We start from the raw sequence: 16,974 nt of genomic DNA, 5'->3' as shown, positions 1-16,974 counted from the left end.
TCTAATACCATAAATGGAATCGTGATAAACTGCTTCCTAAAAAGAAGTTAACAACAACTAATAGGTAAGCATATATATGTACCCACGCATAGGTTGTCCCTGTCAGTTTACCTTTACGATTCACATACAATATAAAGCAATACAAAATTAAAATAATAAAGGACCCAATAATCTTCGCATCAAAAATTGAAAAACTCTCTAGCGTTAGTAGTGCCCATTCAAACCCTAAAACTAAACTTACAAATAGCACTGGAATAGCAATGAAAAATGAAACATTCATCCAATTACTCGTCTGCTGTAGTGATGGCAACCTTGTCCATAAATGTGACCATTTTTTCTTTTTAAGCAAACGATATAATACTAAATACAATATCGCAAAAACAAATGTTAACGAAAACACTGCGTACGATAAAATTGCAAATGATATATGAATAAACAGCAATTCCGAAATTAAAGTATCGCTAACTACTCCTGTTGAGCGTTTGGGCATAAAAGTAAAAATGCTGGCAAATAAAAATCCTAGTATATTAATAATAAATACCGGTAGATCAACTCGTGCAATACAATGCAAAATAATAGATAGTGTCACGAGCAGCCAGGAATAAAAGAGAATCCCTTCTGATAAGGATAAAATCGGAAAACGCTTCGTTTCCACAAAAGTTAATAATATTATGGCACTTTGAATTACCCATACGAATGAAACAAGCCAAAAAGCAATTCGCCTTGCTCGTATTTGCTTATAAAAGTAATCAGTAAAGTAAAATACTAGACTGATCGCATACAAGACGATCATTACTTCATAGAGCCTTGTCATTGTCAAATCAGCCAATAGACATCCCTTCTTTATTTTGAAAGTGCTAAAGTAGTGTACTTTAGCCTAGAAAAAAAAACGTTTTCGCATCCTTAGTTTACCATACAGATACGAAAACGCCTCATATAATATCAGTAGAAAATCTCGTTCGCGGAAAAAAGCTCGAAGGACAACTTTTCTAAAGTTGCACCGCGAACACATAGACATCTATCAATTATACCTTGGCATAATTGCGTCTGGAATCGGCTTTGTGCTTAGGCCTGCGGGAGGGCCGACACGATGTCGGTCATTTCGGTAATGCCACAGGACGTGGCGTTTTTACCGATGCAGGTCAGTTAGCCGTTATCGCATGGATGCGATGATTTTAGGCTAACATCCTCTAAGAACTCCTTTCCGATTCTGTGACATCCGCCGGAGGCTTTGGGCCAACAAGATATTGGTCACTCAGTCGTGTGTTGTTGTTGCTGTCGCTTCGCTTTCGCACAGATAAATTGCCACAGGACGTGGCGTTTTTACCGATGCAGGTCAGTTAGCCGTTATCGCATGGATGCGATGATTTTAGGCTAACATCCTCTAAGAGCTCCTTTCCGATTCTGTGACATCCGCCGGAGGCTTGGGGCCAACAAGATATTGGTCACTCAGTCGTGTGGTGTTGTTGCTGTCGCTTCGCTTTCGCACCGATAAATTGCCACAGGACGTGGCGTTTTTAGACTGAGTTCCTCTATGTCAGCGGATGTTTGAACACCCGCTGAAAAGTAACTTTAACCTGCATTCATCTCACCACCTATAGAAGTGGGAGACTTCTGTAGCTGACGCTTTGCTTTCGCTACAAAAGAGTTCTGCTGAATGAAGTTAGAAAGAATACTTTGGTTCAGTGGAAGATTGTGACGACTGTAAGCGCTCTTTGCGTTCAAGCTCTTGTTCTGTCATCGCAGTAACTTCAGCTTCCACAGCATCCTCAATACCGAAAATTTGTTGGAATAAACGTAACTGTTCATTTGCTTTTGGTGAATTTGCCATTTCCTTAGCTTGTAAAATTGGTTCTTTTAACAATTGATTAATAATAGACTTTGTATGCTTACTTAAAATTTTACGTTCTCGATCCGTTAAATCCGGCATTTTATTTTCGATACTAATCATTGTCTCTTCTTGAATATGATTCGCTTTTTTACGTAAAGCCGAAATGACAGGGACAACGCCAAGAGTCGCAACCCAATCTTTAAATTGCACAACCTCTTTGCCAATCATTGTAGAAATATCAGCTGCAGCACGTTCACGTTCAGCTAAGTTTGCTTCGACGATGCCTTGTAAATCATCTATATCATATAAGAAAACATTTGGTAAATCTCCAACCCTCGGATCAATATCACGTGGTACTGCAATATCTACCATAAATAATGGTTTACCTTTACGCAAACGTTCAACAAATTGCATCAATTCATAGTCAATAACATAATCTGTTGCACCTGTAGACGTAATTAAAATATCCGCTTCTAATAACGAACATTGAAGTTCCTTCATAGATTTTGCTTCACCGTCAAATTTAGCTGCTAAACTTTCTGCTTTTTCGAACGTACGATTAATTACGGTTACTTTTCCTACACCGCTACCGTAAAGGTTCTCAATAGCAAGTTCCCCCATTTTTCCTGCACCTAAAATTGCTACATGTTTACGTTGTAAAGATCCGAATATTTTCTTCGCTAATTCAACTGCTGCATAAGAAACAGATACTGCGTTCTCACCGATAGCCGTTTCATTATGTGCACGCTTCGCAAATGTCACCGCTTGTTTAAATAGCTGATTGTATACCGTTCCTGTTGTTCCAATCTCTTGTCCATTTAAGAAGCTTTTTCGTACTTGTCCTAAAATTTGAGTTTCGCCAAGTACCATCGAATCAATTCCAGCTGTTACTTTGAATAAATGTTCGATTGCCTCATCTTCTTCACGAATTGTTAAATACGAAGAAAATGTCTCCGCAGGCAGGTCGAACCAATTTGCTAAAAATTGTTTCACAAAATGACGTCCTGTATGCAATTGATCAACTACTGCATATATTTCTGTACGGTTACATGTCGAAACAATAACGTTTTCTAATATACTTTTTTGCTTTTGCAGCGCTTCCATTGCCTGTGGTAGTTCACTCTCTATGAATGATAACTTTTCACGAATCTCAACTGGCGCCGTTTTATAATTCAAGCCTACTACGATGGTATGCATGAATAACACCTCTCACGTTCTAATTGACAAATCTCATTATAGCACAGTTCGACAAGAGTTCAGCAATAATTTGTGAACATGTCATGAAGAACTGAAATTCGTCATCTACATTAGAATTATTATAAACTAAGTGTAACAAATTATACGTTCTGTTTCAAATTTAATGTTTGTCCAGAACATTGTCTTTTAATGGATCATTACCAAAACGTGTGGTTGATTTCCGTTCCCTCCGGGCGCTTTTGTTGTTGTTGCTGTCGCTACGCTTTTGCACAGAACAAAGCTTCCTGGGGGCGTCCGATGAGCCGCTTTTATTGTTGCTGTTGCTACGCTTTCGCACAGAAAACATCCGCTTCGCTGCAGGGTCTCGGGCCAACAGATGTTTTTTGCGCGAAAGCGAAGCGGCAGCAGCACCGATGTTGGTCACGAAGGCGTTATCACAGGATGTGATGGTTTTAGCCTTCGTTCCTCTTTTCGCTGATCCCCAAGGAGTCGCCAAGCCTCCACTACAATCAACTTATCCACATGATATACGTTTTAACAAAATGTCGTCCAACTTTTGAGTTTTATCGAAACACTTTTACGTTTTATCGCTCAACTTTTGAAATTTATCGATTAACTTTCATGTTTTATCACGCAACTTCTAAATTTTATCGACATCCACCTGCCAAAGAGCAAAAAGGATTCATACACAAAACTGTGTGAACCCTTTTACTTCATTATGTCTCCTAAAATAGAATTGTTGAATTATCTTTAACAGGCTAATTTTACTCTTAAGTCAAAAATGAAATAATTTATCTGGTCCATTTAATAATCAATAGAATTGGCTATGTCCACTAAAGTTTCAGGGGTTACTTTATTTGAAACTCGTTTATCTATACTTAGCATATACTGCAAATTGTCTCTCTCGAAAACAAGCACATTAAAACCTGAAATGGTCATATATGTGGCCACAATCCCATTTTTTAATTCATAAGTTTTTACTACATATTTCTCTCTAAGAGGCAATTTATACTTAAGTGGACGAATATCAATTTTATAGTGATTTTCGGATAATTGGTCATTGATAAGTGTCACTTCAAATGCGTCATTGCCTTCATACTTTGAATCGGAGAATCGTCCAAAATGATGTGTAAAGCTTATAGGGGGTACTCTAAGAGGTAGTTTTAGTTTTTGATTAAAATGTTGTTCAAAATCACTCACTGCTTTTTCCACCGATTTATATCCTATTTCGGAATATATTTTTTCATAAGGACTTGGCTTATCCTTTGCAGATACATGTAATGTTAATAAAAAAAGTGTACAAAATGAAACTAAGAAAAGATAAACAGTTCTACCCATTTGTCTCCACCTCAAAATATCTTTAGGTGTAATATCCCCGATTTCATTAAAATTATTAAATGGATAAGGGTATCACCATAATTAAAAAACCACCGCCTTCTATGAAAGGCGGTGAGCTTATATCTCCGTTCAAGAAAAAATTAAAACTGTACACTAAACCCTTTAAATTTATGAATCCCTGTTCCAAACTTTACTAGATCCTTTTCTTTAAGTTCCTTAACTGCGTTTACGAGTTCTTGTAGGATACTTGGTTCAAGACCTAATGTATTATGTGAACCATAAATTTTTGTGACATATGGGATCTTTGATATCTTTTCCCAGGAATCGACTAAATCAATAGGGTTAGTAGAAGGATAAAAAGCATAAATAGGTGTTTCATCATAAAGTAAATCACCGGTAAACAAATATCCGTTAGTTTTGTCAAAAACACATATATGACCTGGAGAATGCCCAGGAGTATGATGAATAATTAATTCTCTATTCCCTATATCAATCATATCACCATCCTGTAATAAGCCAGTTGGTGTTCCTTGATATGGTTTATATGTTTCCGGATTAAATGTTTTTGGAGTAGGAATTGTTATATCCCTACTAATATCTCTTCTTATTTGTTCTATGGTCAATCCTTTAATACCATTAGTTAACCAATCAGAGTCAGCTTCATGAACATAAATATTTTCAAATTCTCCATGGTTTCCAATATGATCAGCATGCACATGAGTTGTTAAAACAATAATCGGCAAATCAGTCAATTGATCCGTTATGCGTTTAATATTATCTATTCCAAGACCAGTATCAATAAGAACTGCTTTTTCATTGCCGACTAATAGAAATGAATGCACCTTTTCCCAATGTCCATATTCACTAATTGCGAATGTTTTATAATCGATTTCCTGAATCGTAAACCACGAGTCCTTAACCATAATAATCCCCCCAAAAGTGCGAGTATGACTTTCAATATTATCCGTAAACAGGCTCACCATATTTTTCTTATTCGATATAGTATTCTCATATTCCTTGCTATTTTAGTAACGAAACCAAACTAAATAATTCATAGCAATCACCCCCACGTAGGTAATTACTATATGAATATTTCATCTAGAGTAAAAAAGCTGAACTAATTGTTAGAATTAGTTCAGCTTAAAAACAACTTTTATCTATTAATCTGTTATTGTCACGGTTTTTATAGCTATAATTTTACCGTCTTTATCATATGCAACAAATTCAATCTCATTATTAACTTTGAAGTCCTGCATCGTTTGAACTGTTTTTGTTAGCATGTAGACACTATCACTACGCTTATTCAATTCAAATTGCACATCTCCACTTAAAGAAGGGAATCGCACATTAACCTTTGCAACATTAGAGCAATTACCATCAATTCTTGCATTCATTGTAATATTGCCTTTGCGTAGAGTGACTGTCGCTTCTTCAAATAAATTTTCAGGATTCACGCAACTTGAAGATGGTGTTTTACATAAAATTGAATCAATAATTTTTTGGAATACGTGATGTAATTGTAAGTTATCGATTGCGTGGTAATAAGTACCACCAGTTTCAGCAGCCAGTTGCATTAAAATTGCATCATTGACTTGTGATTTTTTACCCATACTTACAGTGTAAACCTTAACCCCTTTATTTTTCGCATCGTTCAGCACTTTTGTCATTTTAGATTTACTTGTTTTACCGTCTGATACGACAATTATAGCTTTTGAAGTTTTCGAGTCATTTGAGAATTTAGACAGAGCGAGATCTATACCTGCAAAAATATCTGTAGCACCTTTCTCTTTTGATGCTTTATATAGATCTTTTTTCAAGACATTGGCTGTACTGCCTTCTCCAAGAATAGTAGCTTTTGTATTTGTTTCAATAACAATATTATTTTTAGCCTTGATTTGATCGATTACTTCCATCATTTTCTTACCGCGATAATTTGTTTGGTCAGAAGCTTTCATGGAAGCAGAGTAATCAACTACGTAAGCGACCTCTGTTGCTAAAGAACAAGAATTTTTACTAAAGTAAGGATTTGTGAAAATTTCCTTTGTAATTGTTTTATCTTTTAAATCCTTCAAAATTGTTGCATAACGAGGATCTATTTTGTTTACTAATGTTGCTTCAGCTTTTGATTTCCCATAAATAACTGAGTCAAAGTACGCTACAGCTGTACCTGGGCTTCCAGTATTATTTAAATAATCCGAAGTGTTTGTAACAAATGAAGCTGTTTTCTCAACACCATCAAATTTAATTTTTACTGTTCCTTGGTAGTCAGTAATAATTTCCCCACCTGGTCTTACTAATGTAACCATTACCTTAGTATAACGATCTTTTCCAGACGGTCTTGATGCCGCATCTGCACTTTCCTTTAATGCTTCCACTCGTTTTTTATAGGCTTCTACTTGACCGAGCAATTTACCACCTTGGTATTTTAATAATACTGTTCGATCATAGTTACTCAAGCTTGTAAAAATAGCATAAATTTTCATAACACTATCATAATGTTCAAGCGTCAGCTTTTTCTCATCTGGCAAATAACCCATAAGTTGAATAATAGCACCGACTGGGTTAATGTTCTCAACCTGTGAGGCAATTGCATCATCAATTCCTTGAATACGATAAATTGGACGCCCATCATCTGAAATCATATACATAATTTCAATCGTATCATTAACCGAATCCTTCAAGCGTTTTTCAACAATCTCTTCGAACAGCCAAACGGAAATATTATAGTTTTCAAACTGTAAAATGGCATTTTCATAGCCTAATGCAGGGTATTTTGTATCACTGCCACCATATTGTAAATATTTATTTTCAACATTTCCAAGAGAATTTGTTACATTTGTTTGCTGCCCAATACTAAATAGTTTCTTTTCTCTATCAATCCAATGGACGTTAATAATATTTTCTGTAAAGAACTCTGGTAATTTTTCATACGGTACATATGGAGGTGTGACATTTCCATTTTCATCATCAGTGTTTGCTGGATCATACACTTGATAATCAATGCGCATTTCCGGCTGAGGTGAGTAACGGACATGTGCATTAAGTTTTTCACCTACAAGACATTTCATATTAGGATCTGTGTTGTTAATAAGCTCAAATGAGATTGTATCACGTACAGATTTTGTTAATTTTGGCGCTATCACAATCGCAGAGACAGTGGAGCCATCTGATTGTACATTTCGAACAGCTTCACCAGATGTGTCAACAATTTTTGCACCATATGATGAAGTTACTCGGAATGTATAAGATTTATCATCAGGTAATGGATCACCATTACAAGCTTTTAAAGATACAGTAATGAGTGTTGAATCTTGGCCATTTGCGATTAAATCTGTTTTTTCAACATCAATACTTTGTAGCGCATTATTCACATACTCCGGTCCAGTAAAATCATTGTTATTATCCTTTGGCTCTTCAAATTCTGTATTGCTTGAGCCCATAAAGCCTGGAGGTAATGTAATATTATCGTTATCACGGCCTGCTGCAGTACGTTTTAATCCTAGTACAGCAAAGCTGCTGTTTTGTACACTGCGGTATAAAAATTCAGCACTATCTCCTCGAGTTAGTTTTGTAGAAGGATTGAAATTGGCAAATGTCTTATTACCAGTGCTTCCTGTTGAAATCTCATTTGTGTATAAATATTGAACCGCCTGAGGCTCATCTAAATCTAAACCTTTAAAGGCAGCATATATACGCGCAAATTGTCCACGTGTAACAGCCTTTGTACGATTAGCAGTTGTGTAGGTACCATTAAAAGGTAAATAAAAATCGCTATAGAAGTTATAAGCTACACTGTCGTTATATGTTAATGCATAGTTTCGATCCAGTTTTGCAAACATGACAACAAGCTCTTGCTCAGTTAGCTGCTCATTAGGTAAAAAGTTATTAGCGCTATTCAATGAGAGTAAATCATTATCGACTGCCCATGAAATAGCTTTGAATTTACTATTATTAGTTGGTACATCATTAATTTTCGTAGCCGCCTGTGTTACAGCCGGAGCTGATGTCATCAGGATTAGTACGAAACATAGCATGGATAGAAATGCTTTTTTAGCATACGTCATTTATTGTTCAGTCCTTTCTTTAATTAAAGAACAATATGTCATCTCGATAGTTTTGTTTTAAATCATTTTCTAAATAATTCAAAAAACGTTCTAGTACTACTGATGCTTCTGCCCGCGTTAATGGTTGATTTGGATTAAATCGACCTGCAGGGTCACCAGTCATTAAGCCTAACTCATTTACAATGTAAATACCGTCTCTTGCGTAGGCTGGAATTTGCGCATCATCCTTAAACTTTGTTATATAGCCTGGATCTGGCGCTTTATTCTCAAGCCCTAAGGCACGCACATAAATCGTAGCAGCTTGTGCTCGAGTAATTGGATGATCAGGCTTGAAATACTCAGGTGATACACCTTTAATAACACCTTTATGAACCGCAGACTCAATATAGGCATAATCTTTTACTGAACGCTTGATATCTTTAAAAATACTTGCAGTAGTTGTCGATTTTTTCGTTTTCGGTGCTGCCATTACACGTAAGTCAACTGCCTTTCCAATCGCCGCTGTAAAGTCAATACGCTTCATAGGGGTATTTGGTGAGAAGAAGTTACTTGCATCAGAGTAAATACCTAAAGAGTATAATTTTTCAATAGCTTGTTTCGCATAATGATTTGATAAATCGCGGAACTTAGGAATGATTAGACGTTCAATTGTCGGCATGTATTCAGTATCTAAGTCCATAGTACCTTGTTGTCCAGAGGCTAAATCATACGTATATTCAGAAATAACATCCTTTTCACTTACTACCGCATATCCACCATCAAAGCTCCCTAAACTCCCTAGGTTTTCTTCATAGTTTAGTACACGTGATTTGCTTGTAGATACACGATTTTTCACATGGCTTGTCTTACCATCGCTATAATTATAAACATCTTCTGTAATTTGTGTTTCTGTTGCTCCCCAGAAGTTTTCATAGCCAGCATGACGACTATCGGTATCAATTGTTACAGTATTTTGGACCGCATTTTTTCCAGTCCCGGTTTGATAGGCATATGTTTTTCTCGAAATCACATTACCTGAGAAATAATCAGAGGCTACACGATTGTCCGTTACAGTCCCTTGTGAAAATTGATAATCAACCAATGAATATGTTGTTTTCCCAACAACAATTTTCTCTGTATATTTTTTCACAACACCATTCGATGTTTTTTGACCAATCGTAGCATAATCTACAACATCTGATTCATATGCAATATTTCGTGTCAATGTAGCACCGTTACTTGCTTTTAACTTTAAACTATATGTTTCAGTTAACTTTCCTTTAGATTCTTTTTTTGTAATATTAATGTCTTTACTAGTGCCTTTAAATATAATGGGTGTTCCTGTTATGAAAACAGCTTCCTCATATGTATATTCATTTTTTACAGCACCTGTTGTTTCTAATGAAGCAGCTGATGCATTTTCTGGGATAGTAGCTCCAATAGCAAATACAGCAAGGACCACTAACATTATTTTAGATAAATGTTTTCGCATTCTTTTTTTGTCCCTCTCTTTCAATCCATACATATCCGGATCTGGTGCTGTCAATAATTTCTTCAACATTACAAAATAATCAGGTGCATTGATTAACCATTGTTATCTACTTTTATCAACACACCTGAAAAATTTAAGGTTAATATTTGCTCGCCTTTTACTCGTGCCACAAGATTATCCTTCAGAAGCGACACTCGAATACCTTCATCGGAAATATACTCGTAGAAGACTCATAGATTCTCATTTAATCAATTATTCGTAGCTGAGTTCCTCTATTTCAGCGGGTGTCCAAACACCCGCTGAAAGTAGCTTATATCCGTATTCATCTCGCCACTTATAGAGGTGGGAGACTTCTGTAACTGCCGTTTCACTTTCGTTACAAAAAAGATTTTCTGAAGGAAATTAATCAACTAATATTAGATGAGCTTTAACAAAACGATCTGATAATACTACTAAACGATCAGCAGGTTTTAATTCAGATGCTTGAATAACTTTACCAGCTTTAATAATTGTTGCTTGGTCAATATTCATATCAACCATTTCACCAGCTTCATACCAACGACCATTTTGCCATTGACTAACACTCTTCACATTGATTATAGCTGGGTATTTCGATTTAACTGACTGTAGTTTACCAGTTAACATTAATGGTGCAACTGGCTTAGCTTTATTAAGAATATGAAGGGCCTGTACATGACCATCCTTCACATAGAAGTATCCATATTCCCCTTCGTATAAATGAAGCTCAATATCAGGAATGACATTAAATGTTTTGTTACCATCATCTACTTTTGCTTTTGTTGAATTACTAACAGATAGTACAGTACGCTCTGTTTTCTTGAAGACATTTGACTCGATCTTTAGCGCATCATCAATTTCGATTAGATAGCCATCTGCTTGTGATAAGCGTCCATAATATAATTCATGACCTGCTAAGTTTGGTGACATAAAGCTATCACTTGTTACTTGGACAACTTGAGCATAATGATCACGTGCAGCACCGTCCGAAATAACAAAAGCTGTACCATAAGCTAATAAACCAGTAGGTTCAATTAAACGACCATTTCTAATTAAAATCGTTCCATCGTGGAAGTATAATGTGCCAGCATATTTAAGTTTTAATAATTGATATTTACTATCTACAGAAAGCATAGGCTCATAGTAAGTTCGCTCATCGTTTTTCAATACAACAATCTTTTCAATCACTTCTTTGCCAAATTGTTTAACTGTTGCATAATATGCTTCACTACCAATGTAATTTTTCAATTGATCTTTATTAATTTTTGTGTTTCCAACATATACCGGAACCTTCGATGAAAAATTCATCGTTGATAAAGCCGTTGTTGTATCAGAACCAAATTGCCAATTTATAAAAGCATGTTGGTTTTTGACAGTTAATTTATTTGCGTTGGCATTAACCGTTTGAATCTCACCTTTATATAGGTTTTCAACTAATGTACCCGTCTCACTAATTTCAATCTTCGTGACAATGGATGTGTTTCGATTTTTAAGGCTAAGCTTAACACGATCCCCTACATATAATGCACTAATATCGACTGCAGAGGAGTTTTTTTGGTAGTTTGTATCTTTATTTATATAATAGGTTGTTTCTTCTCCAAAATCTGACTTCAGCATAATGAATAGTCCATTTGGATCAATACTTGTCACTACCCCAGCAAGTGTTTTAGTATTTTGTGCAGCTGTTGGAGATTCTGTTTCTTTTGTAGAATTAGAAGTACCTCGAAGCTCAACAACACTTCGTAGGGAAATTTCCGCTTCTACTTTCATCCCCATCTTAAAGCCTTCAATTGTTGTCTCTGTATTATTAATATACAGGCGGGCACTATTATTTATATTGTATGTAACCTGACGACCGCTATCATTTTGCAAAGTAATTTTACTAAGCTTTTTTTCTATTACCCCATTGGAATTTGCATATTCTGAAAATGTTACATCGACAAAAGTTCCAGTCACCATTTGGGCAGCATGTGCTGTTTGATTTGATGAGAACCCGAGAATCGCTAGTAACAAAATCGTTAGTATGTATGGAATCTTCTTCAACAAATCCCACCTCCTTAAAATGTTATTAATAAATAGTATATCGTAATATTGGTAGTTTTTACTATTGAAAAAAAGTTGAATTTTAGTGCTTTTACTTACTTTATCAATTATGCCTCGGCATTTTTCCGTGACATCCGCTGAAAGAAGTTAAATCTACCATCACTAGACACAAAGATAGAGGTAGCTTCTAATTTCAAGCTACCTTTGCTTCATCATACTTGAACGTCAATTGTATGTCCGGCTGTAGGATGTGGAGCATCTAACATTTCAACTAATTGTTCTGAATTTTGCTGTTGCATCTCCATTGCCTGTTTCGTTACAGCAAGAGATACATTTTGTATTAAAGTTGCTTGATTCATTGCCATTGATAAACCTGCGATATCCATTTAGTCCACCTCCTATTTCATTTATCGGTCAGTTGTTTCATTCATCAAGCGATTCCCTCAATTTTCAATAAAAAAAAACATCTACTGTCCTAAACAATAGACTCAATAGATGTTTTCTTATTACATTTTATTTTCGATTATACGCCAAGCTTCTTCAAAGCCAATTCCTTTTTCTGAAGAAAAAACAATAAGTGGATCATTTTTGTCCATATCTAGCGTTTCTTTTACGACTTTTTTATGCTTATCCCATTTACCTTTTGGAATTTTATCTGCTTTTGTTGCAATGACAATACAAGGAATATTGTAATGCTTTAAAAAATCATACATCATGCGATCATCAACTGTAGGAGGATGACGTAAATCAACAATTTGTACGACTGCCTTTAATTCATTGCGCCCTGTGAAGTAACGCTCAATCATTTTTCCCCATGCTTCACGCTCAGTCTTTGAAACCTTTGCATAACCATAACCCGGAACATCTACAAAAAATAACTGCTCTTCAATTTTGTAAAAATTAAGCGTTTGTGTTTTTCCGGGTTTAGAAGAAATACGTGCTAAAGCTTTACGACCGATCATTCGGTTAATAAATGAGGATTTCCCCACATTCGAGCGACCGGCTAGTGCAAATTCTGGCAGTCCATCTTCTGGATATTGGTCTGGTCTTACAGCACTAATGACCATTTCTACGTTATGGACTTTCATTTTCTTAAAAACCTCCGTCCAGTGCATAGGCTAATACTTCATCAGCCGATGACACTAGTTTAAATGTTAGTTGTTCGCGTACGCTTTCAGGAATATCCTCAATATCTCTCTCATTATCTTTCGGACAAATAATTGTCGTTAAGCCCGCTCGATGCGCACTGAGTGTTTTTTCCTTTAAGCCCCCAATTGGCAGTACACGTCCACGTAATGTAATTTCACCTGTCATGCCGACTTCACGGCGTATTGGACGGTGTAAAATTGCGGAAACAATTGCGGTTGCCATAGTAATACCTGCCGAAGGTCCATCTTTCGGCACAGCTCCTTCAGGAACGTGAATATGAATATCATGTGTTTCAAAATATTCTGGATCCACTTTTAGATCTTCCATTTTTGTACGGACATACGATAGAGCTGTTTGAGCAGATTCCTTCATGACATCGCCTAACTTCCCAGTTAACTGCAATTTTCCTTTACCAGGTGTTAATGATACCTCAATTTGTAATGTATCACCACCCACAGTTGTATAAGCAAGTCCAGTAGCGACACCGATTTGATTTTCCTCTTCTGCTTGTCCATATCGGAAACGGTGTTTACCGAGTAATTCCTCTACGACTTTCGAGCTCACTGTTACTCGTTTTTTCTCACCAGAAACGATGATCTTAGCAATTTTACGGCATAGGGTTGCGATTTGACGCTCTAGTCCGCGAACACCTGCTTCACGAGTATAATAACGAATGATATCCACTACAGCTTCGTCTTTAATAGTAACTTGTGTTTTTTTCAAGCCATGCTCTTTTAACTGTTTTGGTATTAAATGATTTTTCGTAATTTGTTCTTTTTCAATTTCTGTATAACCAGCAATTGAGATTACTTCCATACGGTCTAGTAACGGCCCAGGAATTGTACTTAAATCATTGGCTGTTGCTATAAATAATACATTCGATAAATCATAAGGTTCTTCGATGTAATGATCACTAAATGAATTATTTTGAGCAGGATCTAAAACTTCAAGCATTGCTGCTGCCGGATCTCCCCTGAAGTCATTAGACATTTTATCAATTTCATCTAGAAGGAACACAGGGTTAATTGTCCCTGCCTTTTTCATCCCTTGGATAATACGACCTGGCATTGCCCCAACATACGTACGACGATGACCACGAATTTCCGATTCATCTCGTACCCCACCTAATGAAATACGGTTAAATTTGCGATCCAAGCTTTCTGCAATAGATCGAGCTAATGAGGTTTTACCTACACCTGGAGGGCCAGCTAAACATAATATTGGTCCACGTAACGATTTTTTCAACTGACGTACAGCTAAATATTCCAATATACGTTCTTTTACTTTTTCTAATCCGTCATGATCACGATTTAAAATGTTCTCTGCAAGTTCGATATTCATGCGATCTTCAGTCGCATTTGTCCATGGTAGCGAAACAATCCAATCAATATAGTTTCGGATTACACCACTCTCTGCACTAGCTGCCGGTATCTTCTCATACCGATCCAACTCTTTAAGCACTACTTCTTTCGTTGATTCAGGCATTCCTGTTTCGTCAATACGTTTACGTAATTCAGCTACTTCACCAGTTTTCCCTTCACGGTCTCCTAGCTCAGTTTGAATTGCTTTCATTTGTTCACGTAAATAATATTCCTTTTGCGTACGCTCCATGGATTGCTTAACTTTTGAATTAATTTTCTTCTCAAGATCAAGTACTTCTTGCTCGTCATGTAAACGAATAATTAAATGATCTAAACGCTTCTTTACACTGAGCATCTCCAGTACTTCTTGTTTATCTGCAATCTTAAAGGGTAAATGCGATGCAATGATGTCTGCTAAACGACCTGGCTCTTCAATGTCTGCCACAGTACTAATGGTTTCAGATGTAATTTTATTGGAGCCTTTAGCGTATCTTTCGAAATACGTTAACAACGTACGCATTAAAGCCTGTGTTTCAACATCCTTACCGATTGTTTCCTCCTTAACATCGATGTCAACAATCGTATATTTGTCTAACGCACGATAGTTAGACCATGTTGCACGCGACACACCTTCCACTAAAACACGCAGTGTTCCATTTGGTAATTTTAGCATCTGTTTGACATATGCCATCGTACCAACTGTATATAAATCTTGCTCATCAGGCTGTTCATCATGCACTTCTTTTTGTGTTACCAATAATATCAATTGGTCCTCTAACATCGCTTGTTCTAGCGCTGCTACAGAACGATTTCTACCCACATCAATATGTAACACCATCGACGGGTATACTAAAAGTCCACGTAAAGGTAATAATGGTACATTTGTTGTTTTTTGTATTGTCACCATGCGGGTATTCACCTCCGTCAAAATTTTCTTATTCACTCCCACGCTACTAGTATGTGTCTAAAAAACTGATTCACACTAGTTAATCAATTGAGCCAAAAATTTCATCTAATTACAGTTGGCTTTATGTATGAATGAATAAAAAGCTGACTGTCGATATGTGCGGATATTGCACAATCGAAGTCAGCTAAATTACTCTTTATCTCATAACAATAGACACCCAAGCCTGTTCGTTATGCTGAAGTTTTTGTGTCGCTACCTTCATCGAGTTCAGTGCCATCTTCAAGAAGCAATTTCGGTTTTTCTTTATCCGTAATTGTTTTTGCCGTAATGATACATTTTTTCACATCTTCGCGTGAAGGTAGTTCGTACATTACATCAAGCATAGTTGACTCAATAATTGAACGAAGACCACGTGCACCTGTTTTTCGTTCTATTGCTTCTTTTGCAATTTCAGAAAGCGCACCTTCATCAAACTCAAGCTCAACACCATCTAGTTCAAGCATTTTTTGATATTGCTTAGCTAGTGCATTTTTAGGCTCCGTTAAAATTTGTACAAGCGCATCCTCGTTTAATTGTTCTAGACTCGCAAGTACTGGTAATCGACCGATGAATTCTGGAATTAGACCAAATTTTAATAAATCCTCCGGAATAAGCTTTGCCATAATTGAGCCTTCATCCACATCAATTATGTTTGGATCTGAACCAAAGCCAATTACTTTTTCACCCTGACGACGTTTAATAATGGATTCTATTCCATCAAATGCTCCACCAACAATAAATAAGATGTTTGTAGTATCGATTTGTAAAAACTCTTGGTGAGGATGCTTACGACCACCTTGTGGTGGGACACTTGCAACTGTACCTTCTAAAATTTTCAGAAGTGCTTGTTGTACACCTTCACCAGAAACATCGCGTGTAATGGATGGATTTTCTGACTTACGTGCAACTTTATCGATTTCATCAATATAGATGATTCCTTTTTCAGCACGCTCGATATCGTAATCTGCGGATTGAATTAATTTTAACAAGATATTTTCAACGTCTTCACCAACATAGCCAGCTTCTGTTAGAGAAGTAGCATCTGCAATAGCAAAAGGAACGTTTAATATACGCGCCAATGTTTGGGCCAATAAAGTTTTACCGCTACCAGTTGGGCCGATTAACACAATGTTCGATTTTGCTAATTCTACATCATCAATTTTACTGTTTGTATTAATGCGTTTGTAGTGATTGTAAACCGCAACTGCCAAAGCTTTTTTAGCACGTTCTTGTCCTATTACATACTCATCTAAAATCGTTAAGATCTCTTTCGGTTTTGGAATATCTTGAAATTCAATTTCTTCTTCAACGCCCAGTTCCTCTACAACGATTTCTGAACAAAGTTCGATACATTCATCACAAATATAAACACCAGGACCTGCAACTAGTTTACGTACCTGTTCTTGTGGCTTTCCACAGAATGAGCATTTTAAATTGCCTTTTTCATCATTAAATTTGAACAATATGTTTCACCCCTATTCAAGCAACAATCTTACAAGATTATTGAATCTTTATCAAATAAATTGTCTGCATCTATTTACAGCACGGCGATAATG

12 protein-coding genes are annotated in these 16,974 nt (G+C 36.3%); all 12 read right to left on the bottom strand.

What is annotated here, in order from left to right; all coding sequences use genetic code 11:
* Position 1: 1 nt before the first annotated feature.
* The 12 genes from ccsA to clpX all read right to left on the bottom strand — a co-directional run bounded on the left by ccsA (position 2) and on the right by clpX (position 16,881).
* Positions 2-829 (bottom strand): cytochrome c biogenesis protein CcsA, encoded by an 828-nt coding sequence (gene ccsA / locus ACZ11_RS16600; RefSeq protein WP_049667641.1) that lies wholly within the window; start codon positions 827-829, stop codon positions 2-4.
* Positions 830-1,663: 834 nt separating this feature from the next.
* Entirely contained in the window at positions 1,664-3,028 is a 1,365-nt protein-coding gene (gene hemA, locus ACZ11_RS16595) for a glutamyl-tRNA reductase (RefSeq protein WP_049667640.1), read from the bottom strand.
* 160 nt (positions 3,029-3,188) lie between these two features.
* Complete coding sequence (locus ACZ11_RS26390) at positions 3,189-3,524, bottom strand: hypothetical protein (RefSeq protein ID WP_049667639.1); 336 nt, start codon at positions 3,522-3,524, stop codon at positions 3,189-3,191.
* 308 nt (positions 3,525-3,832) lie between these two features.
* Positions 3,833-4,366, bottom strand: coding sequence for a hypothetical protein (locus ACZ11_RS16585; protein ID WP_049667638.1), 534 nt, complete (start codon positions 4,364-4,366; stop codon positions 3,833-3,835).
* 140 nt (positions 4,367-4,506) lie between these two features.
* Positions 4,507-5,289, bottom strand: a complete 783-nt coding sequence (locus tag ACZ11_RS16580) for an MBL fold metallo-hydrolase (RefSeq protein WP_134008245.1) — start codon at positions 5,287-5,289, stop codon at positions 4,507-4,509.
* A 237-nt stretch (positions 5,290-5,526) separates the two neighbouring features.
* On the bottom strand, positions 5,527-8,430 hold the full coding sequence (locus ACZ11_RS16575) for a vWA domain-containing protein (protein WP_049667637.1): 2,904 nt from the start codon (positions 8,428-8,430) through the stop codon (positions 5,527-5,529).
* Between the two features lie 19 nt (positions 8,431-8,449).
* Positions 8,450-9,901 (bottom strand): S-layer homology domain-containing protein, encoded by a 1,452-nt coding sequence (locus tag ACZ11_RS16570; RefSeq protein ID WP_049667636.1) that lies wholly within the window; start codon positions 9,899-9,901, stop codon positions 8,450-8,452.
* 402 nt (positions 9,902-10,303) lie between these two features.
* On the bottom strand, positions 10,304-11,962 hold the full coding sequence (locus tag ACZ11_RS16565) for a hypothetical protein (RefSeq protein ID WP_049667635.1): 1,659 nt from the start codon (positions 11,960-11,962) through the stop codon (positions 10,304-10,306).
* Positions 11,963-12,174: 212 nt separating this feature from the next.
* Complete coding sequence (locus ACZ11_RS25315) at positions 12,175-12,348, bottom strand: YjfB family protein (protein ID WP_082172830.1); 174 nt, start codon at positions 12,346-12,348, stop codon at positions 12,175-12,177.
* A 120-nt stretch (positions 12,349-12,468) separates the two neighbouring features.
* The gene (gene yihA, locus ACZ11_RS16560; RefSeq protein ID WP_049667634.1) at positions 12,469-13,050 is read right to left on the bottom strand and encodes a ribosome biogenesis GTP-binding protein YihA/YsxC; all 582 of its coding nucleotides are present in this window, start codon (positions 13,048-13,050) and stop codon (positions 12,469-12,471) included.
* Between the two features lie 4 nt (positions 13,051-13,054).
* A complete protein-coding gene (gene lon, locus ACZ11_RS16555; protein ID WP_049667633.1) occupies positions 13,055-15,379 on the bottom strand; it encodes an endopeptidase La in 2,325 nt (774 codons plus the stop codon).
* A gap of 230 nt (positions 15,380-15,609) precedes the next feature.
* Positions 15,610-16,881, bottom strand: coding sequence for an ATP-dependent protease ATP-binding subunit ClpX (gene clpX / locus ACZ11_RS16550; protein WP_049667632.1), 1,272 nt, complete (start codon positions 16,879-16,881; stop codon positions 15,610-15,612).
* Between the last annotated feature and the right edge of the window lie 93 nt (positions 16,882-16,974).

The sequence above is a fragment of the Lysinibacillus xylanilyticus genome, from assembly GCF_001183605.1.
Classification (GTDB): domain Bacteria; phylum Bacillota; class Bacilli; order Bacillales_A; family Planococcaceae; genus Lysinibacillus; species Lysinibacillus xylanilyticus.
The sequence above is the reverse complement of the archived record's forward strand: the minus strand, read 5'-3'. Positions and strand labels throughout refer to the sequence as shown.